This is a genomic window from Sphingobium sp. (assembly GCF_049304695.1).
Taxonomy (GTDB): domain Bacteria; phylum Pseudomonadota; class Alphaproteobacteria; order Sphingomonadales; family Sphingomonadaceae; genus Sphingobium.
In genome coordinates, this window is the sequence record NZ_JBAQOK010000068.1 from 72,289 (window position 1) to 88,892 (window position 16,604).

A 16,604-nucleotide genomic window follows, 5' to 3' on the forward strand; every position below is an offset into this window, starting at 1 on the left:
TCATGACAAGGGTCACATTCATCAGCGCCGACGGAGAGCGACGACAGGATGTCGACGCCCCGGCCGGATCGGTGCTGCTGGACGTTGCGCAGGCGGCGGGTCAGCCGCTTGAGGGCACATGCGAGGGGCAGATGGCCTGTTCGACCTGCCATGTCATCGTCGATGCCGCCGACTTTCCCCGGTTGAAAGGCGCGAGCGAGGATGAGGAGGACATGCTGGACCTGGCCGCCGCCGCCACCCGCACCAGCCGCCTGTCGTGCCAGATCGTGCTGGACGGCACGCTCGACAGCCTGACCGTTCGCATCCCGGCCGAATCCTATAATATGCAGGGTATGTGAGACAGATCATGATCCGTTCGAACCGCTGGGCCGCGCTGGCCATGATCCTGTTGCTGACTGGCCCTGCCTCTGCCGCCTCCAAAAAGAAGGCGGTTAAGCAACCCGCGCCCACCGGCAATCTGGAATCGCTGCTGCCGCCCGCGCCCCGCTACCTCGTGCCGCAATCGGTTCTGAGCGAAGTCCGCAATCCCAAGACGATCGAGGAAGAAACCGGCGGTAGGCTGGGCGTCGCGCTGGTCGATAGCAAGGGCGCTTTGCTGCTGGGCTTCAACCGCGACGAACGCTTCGCCATGTGTTCGACGTTCAAGGCACCGCTGGCCGCCGCCGTCCTGCTGGGCGTCGAAGGCGGCAAGTTCGGGCTTGAGGGGGAAATCCCGTTCAGCAAGACGGACATATTGGATTATGCGCCGGTGGTGAAAAAGAATCTGAAGCGCGGGCGCATGAGCATGGGCGAACTGGCCAAAGCAGCAGTGGAGGTCAGCGACAATAGCGCCGCGAACCTGCTGCTGCCCATGCTGGGCGGGCCGGAGGGGCTGACTGCTTTCATGCGCGCGCATGGCGACACCATGACCCGGCTGGACCGCACCGAACCCGCGCTTAACGAAAATGTCGAGGGTGATCCGCAGGACACTACGACGCCCGCCGCGATGGCGGGGCTGATGGGCCGCCTGATCTTTCGCGATATGAAGGCGGAGAGCGCGGACAAGCTGCGCGGCTGGCTGAACGCCAGCACCACCGGCGACAAGCGGATCAAGGCGGGCCTGCCCGAAGGCTGGACCTCGGGCAGCAAGACCGGCTCCTGCGGCACTGCCTATAATGATGTGGCACTGGTGAAATCGCCTGCCGGGGACGAATATATTCTGGCCGTCTATCTCGATCGCCCAACCGTCGATGCCAAGGCGGCAGAAGCAGCCATCGCCGAAACTGCGCGCGCGGCGCTGGATTTTGTCGGCAAGGCGCAGAAAAGCGGATTGGAATAAAAGTCATTCGGTGCTCCCGCGAAGGCGGGATTCCAGTCCCGCCGTTTGAACTGGCCTCCCGCCTGCGCGGGAGCACGCAGTTTTGCGCATCCACGCGATCGCCTGCACCGCCCCACTCGAAGCCCCTTGCCATCCCGATCCCCTTTCGCCATATGCCGCGCCGGGAGTCGGGCGGACGTAGTCGTCGCCAACCTGGTCAGGTCCTGACGGAAGCAGCCACAGTGATTTTGCTGCGGGTCGTTCCGGCTCCTACTATCCTCAACAGCTTCGACAATTCGAACCCGAACGGGTAGGACCAGCCTATGTCCGATTCCCCGCAGCCCTACCGCGTCCTTGCGCGCAAATATCGACCGCGCAATTTCCGCGAACTGATCGGCCAGGATGCGATGGTCCAGACGCTGGGCAACGCGATCCGCCGGGGGCGTTTGGCCCATGCGTTTCTGATGACCGGCGTGCGCGGGGTCGGCAAGACGTCGACCGCGCGGCTGATCGCCAAGGCGCTCAATTGCATTGGCGATGATGGGCAGGGCGGCCCGACGATCGACCCGTGCGGCATATGCGAACCGTGCAGGGCGATTGCCGAGGGACGGCACATAGACGTCGTGGAAATGGACGCCGCCAGCCATACCGGCGTGGACGATGTGCGCGAAATTATTGAGGCGGTGCGCTATGCTGCCGTGTCCGCGCGCTACAAGATCTACATCATCGACGAAGTGCATATGCTCTCCAAAAATGCCTTCAACGCTTTGTTGAAGACGCTGGAGGAACCGCCCGCCCATGTGAAATTCCTGTTCGCCACGACCGAAGTGAACAAGGTGCCGGTGACGGTGCTATCGCGGTGCCAGCGTTTCGACCTGCGCCGTATCTCTGCCGAGATGCTGGCGCGCCACTTCGCCCATGTGGTGGAATCCGAAGGCGTCGCGGCGGAAGATGATGCTCTGACCTTGATCGCGCAGGCGGCCGAAGGCTCCGCGCGCGACGGGCTGTCGATCCTCGATCAGGCGATCGCGCACGCTGAAATGGGCGATGGCGAGCCGGTCGTTACGGCGAGCCAGGTGCGCGACATGCTGGGCCTGTCGGATCGCGGCGCTGTGCGGCGGCTGATGGGACTGCTCCTGGCGGGCGACAATGCGGCGCTGCTCACTGCGGTACGCGACCAATATGCGCTGGGCGTGGAGCCGCTGGCGCTGATGCGCGGCCTGTTGGAACTGGTTCATGCGGTCACGCTGGTAAAGGCCGGGCGCGACATCGCCAGTCCGGGCCAGTCGGCCGAGGAGCGCGACGCGCTGGCCGATTGGGCGGCGGGTCTCGGTTTCGCGCCGCTGCATCGCCTGTGGCAATTGCTGCTCAAGGGCCATGACGAAGTGGCTGGCGCCGTGCTGCCGATCGAAAGCTGCGAAATGGCGCTGCTGCGGGTGATGTACGCCGCGACCATGCCCGATCCGGGCGAGGTGGCGCGGATATTGCGGGATGGTGGCGCGGCCAGTGCATCGACGTCAGCGGCGATAGCGGGTTCATCGCCGCCGCCTTCGCAAACGCCATCCGCCGCCTTGCCTGCTGACATGCAGGCGATTATCGATCTGGTCGATAAACAGAAACCGTCGCTGGCCAATCATCTGCATGATTGTGCGGTGCTGGTGTCTCTGGATGCGCCAGACATCGCCATTCGCCTGACGCATGCGTGGTCCCATGGCGATTTCAAACGGGATCTGGAACAGATTCTCAATCAGGCTACCCCCGGTACGCGGTGGCGGGTGCGGCTGGAGGAGCAGGGCGGCGACTTGACCCTGCTGGAACGTCAGCAGGTGGCAACGGCCAGCGAGCAGGCGCAGATTTTGGAAATTCCGGTGGTCAAGGCGGCTTTGGCCGCTTTCCCCGAAGCGGAGCTGGTCCATCAGGATCGGCCTGAACAATGGAGCAGACAGCTATGAAAGACTTGAACGAAATTCTGGGCATGGCCAGCCGCGTGCAGGAAGAATTGCAGCGCGCGCAGGACAATCTGGACAAGCTGGAGGTCGAAGGTGCGGCTGGCGGCGGTCTGGTCAAGGTGCGCGCATCGGCCAAGGGGCGCATATTGGGCGTTTCGATCGACGATACGCTGCTCGCGCCATCGGAAAAGCCGATATTGGAAGACCTGATTACCGCCGCGTTCAACGATGCGCGCAAGAAGGCGGACGAGATCAGCAATGCCGAAATGAGCAAGATGACCGCCGGCATGTCGCTGCCCCCAGGCTTCAAGCTGCCCTTCTGATCGGCGTGGCTTGATTGATAAGCTGCTGTTCATGCTTGTTACAATATGACGGGTGCCAATTGATTGGTGCGACGGGCATCCCCATAATGGCGATGAACCGTATGGCAGGGCCGCTTGTTCATGGCCCCGGAGACTGAATGACTATCCAATACCCCTTGTTGCCGTTGCGCGACATCGTCGTCTTTCCTCAGATGATCGTTCCCCTGTTCGTCGGGCGCGACAAGAGCGTCGCTGCGCTGGAAGCGGCGATGGAGAAGGACAAGGAAATATTCCTCGTGTCGCAACTCGACCCGGCGGAGGATGATCCCGATCGGGATGCGTTGTATGACACCGGCGTCGTGGCCGTCGTCCTGCAACTGCTCAAACTGCCCGACGGCACCGTCCGCGTGCTGGTGGAGGGCAAGCACCGCGCCAGTCTGCAGGGGATGGAGGCCAACGAGACCTATCTGGTCGCCGATGTCGAAACGGTCGCCGAAATTGCTGCCGAAGGGCCGGAGGCCGCAGCGCTCATGCGCTCGGTCGCCGAACAGTTTGAAAATTACGCCAAGCTCAACAAAAAACTGCCCGCCGAAACGCCGGTGCAGTTGCGCGAGATCGAGGATGCCGGGCGTCTGGCCGATGCCGTGTCCGCCAACATCAACGTGAAGGTCGCCGACAAGCAGTCGCTGCTGGTCGAGGCTGATCCGGTCAAGCGGCTGGAAATGGTCTTTGCCTTCATGGAGGGCGAACTGGGCGTGCTCCAGGTCGAAAAGAAGATCCGTGGTCGCGTGAAGCGCCAGATGGAAAAGACCCAGCGCGAATATTATCTCAACGAACAGTTGAAGGCGATCCAGCGCGAGCTGGGCAATGGCGAAGGTGAGGAAGGCGACGAACTCGCCGAGCTGGCCGAAAAGATCGCCAAGACCAAGCTGAGCAAGGAAGCCCGTTCCAAGGCGACGGCTGAGTTGAAGAAACTCAAGGGCATGCAGCCCATGTCGGCCGAAGCGACGGTCGTACGCAACTATCTCGACGTGCTGCTCGGACTGCCGTGGGGCAAGAAGGGTAAGGTCAAGACCGACCTCAAAAAAGCGCAGGACATCCTTGATGAGGATCATTTTGCGCTGGAAAAGGTCAAGGACCGGATCATCGAATATCTGGCGGTTCAGGCGCGCACCAACAAGTTGAAGGGGCCGATCCTGTGCCTCGTCGGCCCACCGGGCGTGGGCAAAACATCGCTGGGCCGCTCGATCGCCAAGGCGACGGGGCGTGAGTTCGTGCGCCAGTCGCTGGGCGGCGTGCGGGACGAAGCCGAAATTCGCGGCCATCGCCGCACCTATATCGGTTCGTTGCCAGGCAAGATCGTGACCAACCTGAAAAAGGCCGGGACGATGAATCCGCTGTTCCTGCTCGATGAAATCGACAAGCTGGGACAGGATTTCCGGGGCGATCCGGCGTCTGCGCTGCTGGAAGTGCTGGACCCGGAACAGAATAATAAGTTCCAGGATCATTATCTGGAAATCGATGTCGATCTTTCGGACATCATGTTCGTGACGACTGCCAACTCGTTGAATTTGCCGCAAGCCTTGCTCGATCGGATGGAGATTATCCGGCTGGAAGGCTATACGGAGGATGAAAAGGTCGAGATCGCGCAGCGCCATCTCGTCGCCAAGCAGATCGACGCCCATGGCCTGAAGGACGGCGAGTTTGTCGTGACGGAAGAGGCCGTGCGCGACCTCATTCGCTATTACACCCGCGAAGCTGGCGTCCGTACGCTGGAGCGGGAAATCGCGCGCCTCGCCCGCAAGGCGCTGCGCAAGATTCTCGAAGGCGTCTACGCGACGGTTATCATCACACCCGACAATCTGCCCGACTATGCCGGCGTGCGGAAATTCCGTCACGGCGTGGGTGAGGACGAGCATCAGATCGGTGCGGTGACGGGTCTGGCATGGACCGAAGTCGGTGGCGAACTGCTGACGATCGAAGCGGTCACGGTGCCGGGCAAGGGCATGATAAAGACGACCGGCAAGCTGGGCGACGTCATGACCGAATCGATCCAGGCGGCCTTTTCCTATGTGAAGGCCCGCTCGCCCGGTTACGGGATCAAGCCGAGCATTTTCAACCGCAAGGATATCCATATCCATCTGCCCGAAGGCGCAGTGCCAAAGGATGGCCCGTCCGCTGGCATTGGCATGGTGACGTGCATCGTCAGCACGCTGACTGGCATTCCCGTCCACAAGGATGTGGCGATGACCGGCGAAGTCACGCTGCGCGGGCGCGTGCTGCCAATCGGCGGTTTGAAGGAAAAGCTGTTGGCGGCATTGCGCGGCGGCATCAAGACGGTGCTGATTCCGCAGGAAAATGAGAAGGATCTGGCGGAAATCCCTGCCAATATCCGCGAAGGGCTGGAAATCATTCCGGTCGCTCATGTGGATGAAGTGCTGGCGCGTGCGCTGGTGTCGTTGCCTGAAGCGATCGCCTGGACCGAAGAGGATGATCTGGCCGCCCAACCGGGCAACGGGCCGGGCCGCGACGGAGACGCGACGTTGCGTCACTGATCTCCGCCAGGCGAATAGTTAATGAAAGCGGCGGGGAACTGCCGCTTTCATGCGTTTTGCGGATCATATTGCAGAATTGCGTCCGCGCCGGGGGCTTTGTCGCTTTCCCTTTGACAGCCGCGAAAAGCTGCGCCTTATTGCGCCGCCTACGCCGCGATTCCTATACAACCAAATAGCACAGGGGGTTCCCAAGGCATGAACAAGCAAGATCTTATCAGCGCCGTCGCTGACACCAGCGGCCTTAGCAAGAGCGACGCCACCAAGGCCGTCGAAGGCGTATTCGAAGCCATCACCACGTCTCTCAAGAAGGGCGACGAAGTTCGTCTGGTCGGGTTCGGCACCTTCTCCGTTTCTCAGCGTAAGGCATCGACCGGCCGCAACCCGCGCACCGGCGAAACCATGACGATCAAGGCGTCGTCGCAGCCCAAGTTCAAGGCTGGCAAAGGCCTCAAGGATTCCGTCAACTAACGCTCTGGACGCCCGCCGACAGGCAGGCGTCCGCGTTCGATGACGACAGGCTTCGCGGCCGCAAAGCGTTAGGAGAGTAGCGGCGCCACAGCGGATGACTGGGCGCCCATGTATGTCTGGGCAAAAGAGGTGAGGGCGGCAGCGTCCTCGCCCCTTTTCTTGTCGGTGGCATAGATATCATTTGGCAATGATATTGGTCTTGCGCCTTGCATGCCGTTTCGGTCATTCTGCCCCCACGCCTTCGGGAGGATGACCATGATCGCTCTATGGTTCTTGCTGCAACTGTCCGACGACATCGTCGTCACGGGCCAGCGCCTCAGGGACGCGCAGGCGCAATGTGTGCGTGGGGAATGTACCCCGCTGCGCGATGCGCAGGCGACGATCGCGCTGGCGGAGGTGGAGTTTCGGGACGGCGATTATCTGGACGCCAAAAGCCTGCTGAACGCGGCCATCGCGCGTAACAGGGACAAGGCGACGCAAGCCCCGCGCGCCGTCGCTGCCATGTATGAAGCCTATGCGACCGTGTCCCTGCATGAAGGGGATAAGGAAGCCTATCGCCAGGCCGTCCGCAATCAGGTGCGCACGCTGCGTGACAATCTGCCCGCCGACGATCCGTCAGTCGTCTCCGCCGCGACCGAACTGGGCGACATGTGGATAAAACTGGGTAATTACCGTCAGGCGGACGCGACATTCGAAGCGGTGGAGCGCGACGCCCTGACTCATGGATCGGAACGATCGGCGATGCTGGCGGGGATGAAGCGCGCCTGGCTCGCCGAAGCGCGCGGACGAAGCGAACAGGCCGTCGCCATGCTTGACGCGCTGGAAAAACGCCCGCTGGCGCAGGACGCCGGGTTCCGGACGGCGCTCCGTGTCTTGCGCATCCGCCTGACGGCACGGCGCGCCAAAGATGGGGAGATCGACAAGCTGATCGCACAGGTGGGCGACGGCCAGGGCGCAAGCCCCGTTCTGATCTGGTCGCCGCCCTATGGAATGGATGCTGTATCGACGGCAAACGCCAACGCCCGCGCATTTGGTGCGCCTGATCCGATTGTGACAGGGTCGAGCGATCTGAATGGAGTCCGCTGGATCGATATCGGATTTTGGGTGCGGCCCGATGGCAAGACCGATGGCATAGAGATATTGCGCGGATCGACATCGACCGCCTGGGCCGCGCCGGTGCTGCGCCAGATCGCCGGACGCCGTTATGCCGCGACTCAAACCGCCGGGCAGGGTGCAGCGGAACAGGGCGCCTATCGCGTCGAACGCTTCACGCCGCGCGCGGAATATCGCACGCCCGTGGGCAGCCATATCAAGCGGCGCATCGCGATCGGCGGCTATGAGGTGCTGGACCTGACACGGCAGGCTGACGCGCCATCAAGCTGATTGCCATGCCCTCGACGCACGGCACGAGCGAGGGTAGGAAGGCGGCATGAAAGAATGGGCAGGCGGCCATAGGCGCAGGACGACAGGGGCATTGCTGGCATGCGCGGTCCTTTCTGCCTGCGCCGGGGGCAATTATCGGCCGGTCAGCGATACGCCTGTCCGCGTCGGGCCGCCTTACGTCGTGCGCGGGGTCACTTATGTGCCCGCCCGCGACCCTGCCTATGACATGCTGGGCTATGCCAGCTGGTATGGGTCGGAATCGGGCAATCGCACCGCCAATGGTGAGCGGTTTCGCGCCAACTGGATCACCGCCGCGCATACCAGCCTGCCGCTGCCCACCTATGTCGAGGTAACGGCGCTCGATAGCGGACGCACGATATTGGTCCGCGTCAATGATCGCGGTCCCTTCGCCGGGCGTGGGCGCGTAATCGACCTGTCGCGCGGCGCGGCCGAGCAGTTGGGGGTCAAGGGTCAGGGCCATGTCGCCGTGCGCGTCCGCGCGGTGGCGCCACCGGAAAAGGACCGCGCCCGGTTGCGCCGGGGGAAAGCGGCGCAGGATCGGCCACGCGTGCCTGAACGCACGCTGGTTCGATTGCGGGCGCAGATGCAGGCGGCGGGGCTTTGATCGCAGGAAAGATCGTGCCGAAGCAATTGCCTGCTTGACGCCCGGTTATCCGCCGCATATGTGCCCAACTCTCTTGGGGCCAAGTGCCCCTGTGGCGATCGTAGCTCAGTTGGTTAGAGCGCCGGTTTGTGGTACCGGAGGTCGTGGGTTCAAGACCCATCGGTCGCCCCATTTTCTGGCTGATGCTGGAAAAAAGCCTTTCTCCTGTATGGAGAGGGGACTTCGCAGCGCAGCTTTTGCGTTCTATAGCGCGGACATGACCGACGCACGCGACACGGGCCTGGCCCTCAATCCGAAATATGACGATAACGGCCTGATTACGGCGGTCGTGACCGATGCAGTTGGCGGCGATGTGCTGATGGTCGCGCATATGAATGCGCAGGCGCTCGGGCTGACGGTCGAAACCGGCCTTGCCCATTTCTGGTCGCGCAGCCGCCAGTCCCTGTGGAAAAAGGGCGAAACGTCCGGCCATATGCTGCAGGTGCAGGATATCCGCATCGATTGCGATCAGGATGCGGTGTGGGTGAAGGCGATTCCCGCCGGGCCGACATGCCACACAGGCGCGCGCTCCTGCTTTTTTCGGCGGGTCGGGGCCGACGGTTTGAGTCTGGTCGATACGGGCGTCGATGCGGCGGACTAGCCTGGCTCTCCTCTGCCTGCTGGCGGCGTGCCAGCGTGAACCGATGGCGGGGGAAGGTGGAAACTCGCGTGCGGCCCCGGCGTCCGGGCTTGAGCGCGCGGCGATCGCCAGCGGCGTCATCGCCGACGCCACGAAAGTTTCACCGATCGGCCTGTTCCAGCGCAGCCACGAAGCCGGTCGCGATGCGCTGTGCGTCGTGCCGGACAAGGGCGGCGCAATGCGGTTCGGGCTGGAGGCCAATTTCGGGGACGAGCAATCCTGCCACGGGCGCGGCAGCGCCCGCCGCGCCGGTAACAAGCTGATCCTGCATTTTTCCGGCGGAGGCCGCTGTATCATCGTGGCGCAATATGATGGCGATCAGGTCGCGCTGCCCGGCGTTGTCGATCTGGCCTGCGCCGACCTGTGCGAAGGGCGCAGCTCGCTGGAGGGCGTCAGCTTCCCCCGCATCGCTGGCGACGCCGCCACGGCGTTGCGCGTACGGGACAAGGGTGGAGACGCGCTCTGTCCGTCCTGAACTATGCCTTCCTTCACCCCATCCGTTCGCGTCGAGCGAAGGCGAGAGGCAAAGTCACCGGCCACCAGAGCGGCATTCTATCAGGATGCTGGCGGGTGGCCCGCTGCTGGGAACGCCGACACAAAATGATGATGGCCCCGCTGGAAAATTGCCCCATCGGGGCTGGGGCCGTTCGGTCTTTACCGAAATATGGTCGGAATGGCTTGTCTGAGCCTCAAAAGGCGAACACGCCCAAACGCGCCGGTAAAGCCGAGTCAGATCAAGATGGTGCGGACGGCGGGACTTGAACCCGCATTTCCAGGGGAAGGCGGATTTTAAGGCCGCATTTTATCCCACTTTTTCAGTGTCTATTCCGTCAGATTTCCCTTTTGTTCGTGCGTGGCCCCCTTGAGGCTACAGCGTTTTGTCGGAATGGAAATGGTCCGCTTACGGCGTCCGCTGACATAGCATTTCGGGCGATCACCGGCATGGAAATATCTCGCAATATTGATCGACCGGCTCGCGCGGTGGATCGATCCGTTCGCGGCGGCGCGGCTGGGGCAGGGTGGGGGCGCTGCCATCGAAGGCGACCCGAATGACAGCTCCGAATGTGTCGGGCGATTGGAACACCGCGCGGGCAACCGCGACCTGCCCAGCGATCATGCGGACGTGTGGCCCATCGATACCGCCGATCTCAATGCCGCGTTCGGAGATGACGGCGACGGCCGGATCGCCGCGCCGTCCGCGCTCGCGTCGCAGGGCCAGGGGATCGCCCGGCCGACACCGCGCAATCTCTGCGCGGCGCACAGATGCGCGGGTGGTGTGGAGCGCGGCGCCGGATACGGGGAGGGACATCGGGGGTAGGGCCATGGGAGGAACATAATAAGAACGTGCGCCAACGGCAATGGCTCTGTGTTGTTGACTATATCAGTGGAGCGGCCCGACGGGGTCGCACCGTCCTCGCACGCGGGGGAACCGCGCTCGTCCGATGGACGGGCCGCTCTGATGCAGTGCCGCTGCTTGGCGGAAACTGCAACTGCATATTGCCCTCCCCAGCGCAGTCGCCCATTATCGCCTTAAATGGAGACGAACATGCGGCTGATTGATGAACTTAGGCGGCAGATGGCAGAGATTACGGCACGGCGCGCGCGCGTATCAGGTTGGCGCTTGGATGAGCGGGCGCTTGAACAGCTCAGGCGCGAAGCCGCCGATGACAACTTTGATATACCGAATATCACCACCCCCCCTACGTTTCTCGGCGTACCTATCGAAATTGTGTTCTTCGGCCCGGCTCAGGCTGACTTCATTCCAGAGCACTGCAAGTTTGCTCCATGCCAACGGCTGGACCGAGATTCAGCGCGGCAGTGGGACATTTTCGACTTGGACGCATGCGCGGCCCAAGACGTCTTTTATGCCACCAAGGATGACGCATCTCGCACCGCCGCGCGGTTAGATATTGAACGGGGTATCCATCCCATCGCTCACCCATAATTCGGCTTGGGGAACGGCAGCGCCGGGTATCGGCACCCCTTTGCGAAACGGGGTTTCAGAAACCGCAGATAGCGGAACTGGCGCAGCTTGTGACGTGTTGCCCGGTCCTGCCCTGCCCTGATAGCCATGGCGCGCGGGCCGTTGCTCTTCGAATTGGTGACGAGGCTATTGTGATAGAACTCGCCGTCCAGTTCCCAGAAGATGCCCAGATGCTCGCCGTGGAAGGTGAACCCAGCAGCCTGATACACCGTGCCGAATAGACCGCAGCGCTGATCGGCGAACGACTGTATCCACTTCACAGCCGGGCGGATGCGTCGAATCAACCGGATCGAGAATGCGAGCGCCTTGCTCTCGCTATTCCGGGGCGCGGCGTCGGACAGCCACATGCGGTTGAGTTCGAGATATTCCGACATTCCCGTCCCAGCAACCACGCTGTTTGCGCTGGCCGGGTTCATGGCGAACCCATATTGCAGGACGCCCACCATCTCCATGTCGATGAAGACGCCCAGGTGCAGCGTGGACGCGGAATACACCCGCCTGCTGTAGTGATTTGCCTTGATGATACGCTTGGCGATGTCGCGGTCGATGATCGCGACACTGAACGCGGCGTTGCCAAAGCCGATCGCCTCTCGATTGTTCAGCAGATCGGGATTGAACAGATAGCCGGTATCCTCGCCTGCGACACCAAAAGGCGTCGGGCCTGTTAATAACTCCATAAGGGAAAGGTCTCACATAGACCCCGCCTGTTGCGCAGGTGCGGGGCGATGCGGCTTCGCGAGCCGCTAGTAGCGAGTCCAACGCTCGCTGGTTCCCGTGTTGAAGCACGGAACCCCCGCTCGCGATAAACCTTACGACATGATGGTAAGGTTCGCGGCGGACGTGTTTCTAAAGGATGGATTTATGATCGCGGAATTCAGTCTGCTTGATGGCAACCCGGTAACGATCAATATGGATCAGATCGACTATTTCCAGCCGTCAGACGAGGGGACGCTGGTGGTGTTTTCCGATGGCCGGACGCTGGAACTGATCGACGCCTATGACGCGGTAGCGGAAGTTATGAACCCGGAACGGCAGGCGGGCTGTTAGATCAGCCGGTCGCCTGTCGGCGGTGCGGAGCGCTTAAACCATGGCGCGTCGGTTCGGTCCACGTCCAATAGGTCCGCCGGATAGGGCCGGTCGAAGCGATAGAGGTCATCCAGCGGCGCATTCAGCCACGTTGCCCAGTCCTCGGGATCGAGGATGACGGGTGAGCGATCGTGAATGTCGGCCAGCTCGATCGCGTTCGCGGTCATGACGCCTGTATAGCACGTTCCCCATTCGTCGCTGTCGGTCCATAGACCTGCCCACGCAAATATCGGCTGCGCCTTCACGGACAACCATGTTTCTGTCATCCGGCCCTTGTCGCCCACCGCCTCGGCAAAGCGTGCCGTCGGGATCAGGCAACGGTTGCGCGGCTCTATTGCCCATCGCTTCCAGAACGTGCCCAGCTTGTCGAACCGCGCATTATTGACCGGCTTAGGCTTCAGCTTGACGGAGGGATCGCGCTTGCTGCGCAGGGCGACCGGAAAGCCCCAGGTCATTTGCTCAAGCACCATCTTGCCACCCTGAAGGCGGATCACGCTGCCCGGTTCTTTCGGATGTACGATCAGCGGACCTTCATTGAAGCGCGCCCCCAGCTTCGCGCCGAACAGGTGCAGCACCTTTTGCGTGTCGCCGCGCTCTGCCCGATTGCACATCCGCGCAACGTGGTTCGCGATGGACCGAGTGTCAATCGCCTCACGTATGTTCTCATTTCGTTCTAATGATGAAGACGCGAATCGACGGAGAATTTTTGAGGATGGAACGGGAGACCCGCCTGCTAAGCGCACGCTATCGTGCCATGAAGCACCGCGACATGTTGCCGCCCCGCGCGCACCTGAACGACAAACAGGGCGGATTTGGCCAGGAAGATATGGACGTATTGTTGGAAGAGACCGCATCCCTGCGGCCGATTTCAGCGGATGATTTGCGGCATCACATGATCGTTCAGCTGACGGTCTATTACAAAGGCGTGATGAACGCGATGTCGGGTGTGAAGCGAAGGCATCCGGGCTATATTCCCGAGATCGTTGCCGCGATCACGAAAGGATGGGACAAGTATCGCATTCATGCGCAGCCGACTGACATGGACACATCGCGATTTACCGACCCGGGCAAAAATCAGGACAAATCGCCGACCTAAAAAGATAAGCCACTTATCACTTTCCGCTTGCGTGGAAATGATAAGTGGCTTATCAAATGCCTTGTCAGACGGCGAGACCAACCCGGTTAGCCCGCTGACAAACCCGAAAGGAAAGAGAGATGACCCTCTCGATCCGGCTTCGGATTTGGAAAGTGAAGTTCAGCTTCACAATCGAAATCTAGAAGCCCCCCGCCCCGGTAGTGAGACCGGGGCGGGGATAGGGTTAGAATAATGTAGGTGAGGCATAGATGCAACCGACCGAAATGAGGGACATTCGCAAGGCCGCTGGTTTGACGCAGGAGCAGCTGGCCGACGCGATCGGCGTATCCCGCGTGCTGATCGGCCAGATGGAGCGCGGCAATGCGCCAATCGAAAAGCGGACAGAACTGGCGATCCGCTACGTGGTGGATCAGGCTGGCAATGGCGATTAGGGCAGTGCCAGTACATCGAACGTCACGCCAGCGCCAGCGCTGCGAGGATCGCGAGGGCAAGTTGGGGCCTTACCATTGCAGCAACTCCGCGCCAGGTGTGATGGGCGCAGCGAGCCGATAGCCCAGCTTAGGGTGTAAACAGTCAGTATTATACCAGCCCGGCTTCACCTTTTGGCTGCCGGGGATCAGTTCCACTGCAGCGCGCACATCGACATAGCCCGTGAAGTTGATCGCATTGCCCGAAACGGCACCGAGTTTGATGAGGCCGTTCAGGGTGTCGATGATGCCGCTCGCCGTGGCGTTCAGCACCTGATCACTTCCGTCGAGAGCGACGCAAGCCGTGCCGCTTCCGTTGGCGGTCGGCGTAACGGTTGCCTGATAGAAGCGCTTCGTCGGGAAATATCCGCGAATCGTGCGCAGCGTCGTTGCGATCGTGGTCGCCGCTATCGAATTGAGCGCGTCATTGATGCCGTAGCCACTGATAATGTCGGAAGCGTAGGCATTTCCAAGCGCGATCCGACGGGAGGCGTTCGTGCTGGTGAATTGGTTCGCCAGCACGCTCGGGCGTCCTGAGTTTACATAACCACGCCGTGGCCCGACGATACGCGCCAGGACGCCAAAGTCACCGCTGACATCCCGTTCGTCGGTGCCTTGCCCACCCGTGATGCTGTCGCCGATGATGAAGAACGATCGCTGCGTGATCGTCGCAATCACGCCAATCGGTCCTATGCCGACAGACCCCGGCGAACTCCCCGCCATGCCCGTCGTTGTCAGGTCTGCTGTCGTGGTGCCGGTATTGAAGGCATCGCCCGCGAGACCCGCATACTGGTTCGTGAAGACGTAGCCGTTCGGTGAATCGAACCAGTAATAGATGACATAGGTGGAGCCGCGCGCGATGCTGACGTTCGATGGTGCGTCGGGGCTAATATTTTCGCCGCCCTGACAGGTGCCGCTGGCATTCCCCCCGAACTTGTATGGAATGATTGTCCCGTTCGGCAGCTGGATCGACGCCTTGTAGGTGTAGGTTCCAGCCTGCACGATTTCGACGTTGTTCGATCCGACATACCAGCCGCAGGCGAAAACGGGTCTGGGATCAGCCATGTCGGCACGGGCATAGCGTAGGCTGCGCACCATGAATTGCACGGCGGACCCAGAAGAGGCCGCTGCATCAGGGATCATGCCACGGTTGTCGGCGAACCCCAGATAGGCGGGGATCTGGCCGCTCGCAGCGGTCGGCTGAGGATTGATGATCGTCTGCGCGCGCGCTGGCGAAGCAACTGCAAGCAGGGCGAGGATGGCGGTGAGAAACTTGCGCATTACTGATTACTCACAACAAAGGTTGCACCCGCCGTTGCCGACGTGACGCTGATTTCGTTGGTAATGACGATGCCAGCACCGCCACAGGCGAATGACCCGCCAGCACCGACAGGATTGGCGGCTGCAGCGGTCGCGCTTCCTGGCGCACCTTGATACACAAGGATAATCGCCGTCGACGTATTTTGGATGAGACATCCAGCACGATTACTATTGGATGCGAGGACTGATTGAAAGGTGTTGGCAGCCGCGATGGTGCCGCCCGCGACAGTCGATGCCACGGGCCTGCCCGCCACCGCGCCAGTGACCGCATGCGTCGCCACCGTCAGGGGTGCGGCCAAGAGCGAGCGGATCGACTCGAGGCGAGCGTTTGACGATCCTGTGGCCGGAGCGGTCACGTCGCCGATGCGGTCGCGGATCGCCTGTTCGGCCGTGATCTGGGTAGCTTGGTTCGCGGCCGAAGCATCACCTCCACCACCGCCTCCACCGCCGCCGGTTACAGGCAGAGGATTGGTCGCGCTGACGGGCAGACAGGTTCCATTGACCTGCTGGACGCAGGGCGCTTGCATCGGTGCCCAGCCAGCGGGAGCCTGAACGGACGTCCCTACGCTTTGGGCGACGCTGGCGCAGGGCGAGAGCATCAGGGCAAGCGCCATCGCGCCTGCCCACCGGAAGATTTTCATGTCGTTATCCTTCGTGCAATGAAGTCTGGATGAAGAAGTGGCTGCTAAGGCTGGAGGTGATCCTGTTCAGCGGACTGTCGCTCGCCGCGATCGGCGTAGGCCTCGTCAATGGCGGGCGGGAGATCTGGCGTCTGATCTTTTGACCGGCCGCGCAGGCGGTTGAAGATGGATGCGCCAAGGTCGAACAGCAGCAGTCCGACCTGCACTGTGGCAGCGACCTTGCCGCCGCCGCGTGCGATTTTACCGAGGCCCATCAGGTTTGCGCCCCAGTCGCCGGTGGATCGGACGGCGGCGCATTGGCAAGGCTCTGGCCCATGCGATCGACGCTCCGCTGAGTCCAGCGACCTTGCACCGCCTCAATGATGCGCTGGAGCACCAGCAGGAACGCAGCAACGTCGAATCCGCTACCGATCAGGTTGCGCTCGATCGCCCGCCACAAGAGGATCACGACGCCAATGGCAACCGCCGCCAATAGCGCAATTTCGCTGCCATGATCGGTCAGCCTCATGCAGGGCAGCTTCATGCCTCATTCCTCGATACCGGCGCGCCGCTCGCCAGCAGCTTCACCGGCGCGCCCAGCACGGGCCAGCCACGCGGCCAGCGCCGGGCGATGCAACGGCTCTTCGCCAGCCGCATGATGCTGACGCAGTCGCCCTGATTGCCGCCCAAAACATGATAGTGGCTGGCGTCCTCACCGACATAGAAAGCGACGTGTCCGCCGCCCTCCCGGTCGAACACAAGAATCGCGCCGG

Annotated in this window: 21 protein-coding genes, 1 tRNA gene, 1 other RNA gene and 1 pseudogene; 16 read left to right on the plus strand and 8 right to left on the minus strand. The window is 61.9% G+C overall.

The window, feature by feature from the left end:
* Positions 1–2 precede the first annotated feature (2 nt).
* From WA070_RS11590 to WA070_RS11645, 12 genes are all read left to right on the plus strand, one after another.
* On the plus strand, positions 3–338 hold the full coding sequence (locus tag WA070_RS11590) for a 2Fe-2S iron-sulfur cluster-binding protein (protein ID WP_422634098.1): 336 nt from the start codon (positions 3–5) through the stop codon (positions 336–338).
* Between the two features lie 8 nt (positions 339–346).
* Entirely contained in the window at positions 347–1,318 is a 972-nt protein-coding gene (gene blaSGM, locus WA070_RS11595) for an SGM family class A beta-lactamase (RefSeq protein WP_422634099.1), read from the plus strand.
* Between the two features lie 160 nt (positions 1,319–1,478).
* Positions 1,479–1,574: signal recognition particle sRNA small type (ffs, locus tag WA070_RS11600), an RNA gene on the plus strand.
* A gap of 46 nt (positions 1,575–1,620) precedes the next feature.
* Positions 1,621–3,249, plus strand: coding sequence for a DNA polymerase III subunit gamma/tau (locus tag WA070_RS11605; RefSeq protein ID WP_422634100.1), 1,629 nt, complete (start codon positions 1,621–1,623; stop codon positions 3,247–3,249).
* Positions 3,246–3,569, plus strand: a complete 324-nt coding sequence (locus tag WA070_RS11610; RefSeq protein WP_422634101.1) for a YbaB/EbfC family nucleoid-associated protein — start codon at positions 3,246–3,248, stop codon at positions 3,567–3,569. The genes WA070_RS11605 and WA070_RS11610 overlap by 4 nt, the downstream gene beginning before the upstream one ends.
* Before the next feature lie 137 nt (positions 3,570–3,706).
* On the plus strand, positions 3,707–6,103 hold the full coding sequence (lon, locus tag WA070_RS11615) for an endopeptidase La (protein ID WP_422634102.1): 2,397 nt from the start codon (positions 3,707–3,709) through the stop codon (positions 6,101–6,103).
* A 195-nt stretch (positions 6,104–6,298) separates the two neighbouring features.
* Positions 6,299–6,571, plus strand: a complete 273-nt coding sequence (locus WA070_RS11620) for an HU family DNA-binding protein (RefSeq protein WP_422634103.1) — start codon at positions 6,299–6,301, stop codon at positions 6,569–6,571.
* Positions 6,572–6,826: 255 nt separating this feature from the next.
* Positions 6,827–7,954, plus strand: a complete 1,128-nt coding sequence (locus WA070_RS11625) for a tetratricopeptide repeat protein (RefSeq protein ID WP_422634104.1) — start codon at positions 6,827–6,829, stop codon at positions 7,952–7,954.
* Between the two features lie 46 nt (positions 7,955–8,000).
* On the plus strand, positions 8,001–8,579 hold the full coding sequence (locus WA070_RS11630) for a septal ring lytic transglycosylase RlpA family protein (protein WP_422634105.1): 579 nt from the start codon (positions 8,001–8,003) through the stop codon (positions 8,577–8,579).
* A gap of 94 nt (positions 8,580–8,673) precedes the next feature.
* Positions 8,674–8,750 (plus strand) — tRNA-His (locus WA070_RS11635).
* A gap of 85 nt (positions 8,751–8,835) precedes the next feature.
* The gene (gene hisI / locus WA070_RS11640) at positions 8,836–9,219 is read left to right on the plus strand and encodes a phosphoribosyl-AMP cyclohydrolase (RefSeq protein ID WP_422634106.1); all 384 of its coding nucleotides are present in this window, start codon (positions 8,836–8,838) and stop codon (positions 9,217–9,219) included.
* Entirely contained in the window at positions 9,206–9,733 is a 528-nt protein-coding gene (locus WA070_RS11645; protein ID WP_422634107.1) for a hypothetical protein, read from the plus strand. The genes hisI and WA070_RS11645 overlap by 14 nt, the downstream gene beginning before the upstream one ends.
* Before the next feature lie 459 nt (positions 9,734–10,192).
* On the opposite strand, the gene WA070_RS11650 is transcribed toward WA070_RS11645, so the two are convergent.
* The gene (locus WA070_RS11650; RefSeq protein ID WP_422634108.1) at positions 10,193–10,582 is read right to left on the minus strand and encodes a hypothetical protein; all 390 of its coding nucleotides are present in this window, start codon (positions 10,580–10,582) and stop codon (positions 10,193–10,195) included.
* A gap of 222 nt (positions 10,583–10,804) precedes the next feature.
* Between WA070_RS11650 and WA070_RS11655 the strand changes: the two genes are divergently transcribed.
* On the plus strand, positions 10,805–11,203 hold the full coding sequence (locus WA070_RS11655; RefSeq protein ID WP_422634109.1) for a hypothetical protein: 399 nt from the start codon (positions 10,805–10,807) through the stop codon (positions 11,201–11,203).
* Here the strand turns inward: WA070_RS11655 and WA070_RS11660 are convergent.
* Positions 11,194–11,919: a hypothetical protein gene (locus tag WA070_RS11660; protein WP_422634110.1), complete on the minus strand. Its 726-nt coding sequence runs from the start codon at positions 11,917–11,919 to the stop codon at positions 11,194–11,196. The two genes, WA070_RS11655 and WA070_RS11660, sit on opposite strands and share 10 nt — an antisense overlap.
* A gap of 184 nt (positions 11,920–12,103) precedes the next feature.
* Between WA070_RS11660 and WA070_RS11665 the strand changes: the two genes are divergently transcribed.
* Positions 12,104–12,289 carry a hypothetical protein gene (locus tag WA070_RS11665; protein WP_422634111.1) on the plus strand — a complete coding sequence of 62 codons (186 nt, stop codon included), beginning with the start codon at positions 12,104–12,106 and terminating at the stop codon, positions 12,287–12,289.
* Here the strand turns inward: WA070_RS11665 and WA070_RS11670 are convergent.
* On the minus strand, positions 12,286–12,939 hold the full coding sequence (locus WA070_RS11670; RefSeq protein ID WP_422634112.1) for an SOS response-associated peptidase family protein: 654 nt from the start codon (positions 12,937–12,939) through the stop codon (positions 12,286–12,288). The genes WA070_RS11665 and WA070_RS11670 overlap by 4 nt on opposite strands.
* 143 nt (positions 12,940–13,082) lie before the next feature.
* Here WA070_RS11670 and WA070_RS11675 point away from each other — a divergent pair, with 143 nt between their 5' ends.
* Both WA070_RS11675 and WA070_RS11680 read left to right on the plus strand, forming a co-directional pair.
* Positions 13,083–13,424, plus strand: coding sequence for a hypothetical protein (locus WA070_RS11675; protein WP_422634113.1), 342 nt, complete (start codon positions 13,083–13,085; stop codon positions 13,422–13,424).
* Positions 13,425–13,672: 248 nt separating this feature from the next.
* The gene (locus WA070_RS11680) at positions 13,673–13,855 is read left to right on the plus strand and encodes a helix-turn-helix transcriptional regulator (RefSeq protein WP_422634114.1); all 183 of its coding nucleotides are present in this window, start codon (positions 13,673–13,675) and stop codon (positions 13,853–13,855) included.
* Between the two features lie 69 nt (positions 13,856–13,924).
* Here the strand turns inward: WA070_RS11680 and WA070_RS11685 are convergent, their stop codons facing one another.
* From WA070_RS11685 to WA070_RS11705, 5 genes and pseudogenes are all read right to left on the minus strand, one after another.
* Positions 13,925–15,172, minus strand: coding sequence for an SGNH/GDSL hydrolase family protein (locus WA070_RS11685; protein WP_422634115.1), 1,248 nt, complete (start codon positions 15,170–15,172; stop codon positions 13,925–13,927).
* Positions 15,172–15,852, minus strand: a complete 681-nt coding sequence (locus tag WA070_RS11690; RefSeq protein WP_422634116.1) for a hypothetical protein — start codon at positions 15,850–15,852, stop codon at positions 15,172–15,174. Before WA070_RS11690 ends, WA070_RS11685 begins: the two co-directional genes overlap by 1 nt.
* A 44-nt stretch (positions 15,853–15,896) precedes the next feature.
* Positions 15,897–16,106: a hypothetical protein gene (locus WA070_RS11695; protein ID WP_422634117.1), complete on the minus strand. Its 210-nt coding sequence runs from the start codon at positions 16,104–16,106 to the stop codon at positions 15,897–15,899.
* On the minus strand, positions 16,106–16,375 hold the full coding sequence (locus WA070_RS11700; RefSeq protein ID WP_422634118.1) for a hypothetical protein: 270 nt from the start codon (positions 16,373–16,375) through the stop codon (positions 16,106–16,108). The genes WA070_RS11695 and WA070_RS11700 overlap by 1 nt, the downstream gene beginning before the upstream one ends.
* Positions 16,372–16,604 (minus strand): annotated as a pseudogene (locus WA070_RS11705) (TIGR02594 family protein); the annotation flags it as partial. The pseudogene WA070_RS11705 and the gene WA070_RS11700, both read right to left, overlap by 4 nt.